Raw genomic sequence first — 1,044 nt, 5'->3', positions numbered from 1 at the left:
GATGAACGCCTTCTTGTCGAACTCGCCCGGCTTCGCGGCGTTCATCTTCTCCGCGTTGGCCGCCTTGCCCTGCGCCTCCTTGTCGTCCGGAGGCGCGACGGCGGCATCCTGCGACGCCTTCGACTCCGTCACGGCCGGCCGGTGCTGAGCCATCCGCTGCTTCTTCGCCGCGATGTCCGCCCTGACACCCCGGAAACCCGGAGCCTGCGCAGGCGACGGCTTGACAGGGGCCGTATAACGCTGCGCCACCAGACGGGACACCGCCCGGTTCCCCGCCGCGCCCTGCAACCGCTGAAGCGACCGGAGACCGGGATGAGGGGTGGCCGAGCGCGGGGCACCGGTGGAGGCCGGCTCGTCGGGGGTCTTGTCCGGAGCCGACTTCATCCGTCCGCCCTCCTGCCCATCACTGATCACTCCGGACGTCGGGTGTCAGGGTCCCGCGTGCAACCCGTGCGGAGGGAGGGTGCGTAAGCCGGGTCCGGGGCACCGCCGGATGGTGCGTACGGATCGGCGCCGTTGCCTCAAAGGGCAACCTTCCGTACCACGGCGGCCGAGCGCCCGTTCCCGGTGATCGTCGGACTGGCGGCATGGGCAGACGGACGGCATCGCGTCGTCACACACGGGGGACGGGATCACAAGAGGAGCCTCTGACCCCTGCATGGTCCTGTGGCCAAGGACGACGACGGAACAGCTGGACGTTACATAGGCTGGGAGCATGGCTTACGAGATTCCGGTGACGCAAGCCCGGGCTGAACTCGCCGACCTGATCAACCGCGTCGTCTACGGCGGCGAGCGTGTGGTCGTCACGCGGCACGGCAAACCGCTCGTCGCCCTCGTGTCGGCCGCTGACCTCGAACGACTGGAGAGGGAGGAGGAGGCGCCGGAGCAGGAACAGGTGATCAGCTCGGTCTCCTCGATCGGCTCCGCCCCCTCCGCTCCCGGCGCACGGCAGCGCTTCGGTATCGCGGCGGAGCACCGGGGCCACCACGGCCAAGACGACTGACCTCCGTACGCGGCGAAGCGGCCCCGTCCACCAGGACGGGG

General features: G+C 69.8%; 1 protein-coding gene. It reads left to right on the top strand.

Annotation, left to right across the window (positions count from 1 at the left end; translation table 11 throughout):
* Positions 1-715: 715 nt before the first annotated feature.
* On the top strand, positions 716-1,003 hold the full coding sequence (locus ACN6LM_RS38030; RefSeq protein ID WP_445069987.1) for a type II toxin-antitoxin system Phd/YefM family antitoxin: 288 nt from the start codon (positions 716-718) through the stop codon (positions 1,001-1,003).
* Positions 1,004-1,044: the final 41 nt, after the last annotated feature.

Source organism: Streptomyces sp. SAS_281, from assembly GCF_052542855.1.
This window is presented reverse-complemented; position numbering and strand designations above follow the sequence as displayed.

What these genes read in the sequence shown, in the direction of transcription:
- ACN6LM_RS38030 (WP_445069987.1), top strand. Translation starts at nt 716, where the DNA reads ATGGCTTACGAGATTCCGGTGACGCAAGCCCGGGCTGAACTCGCCGAC.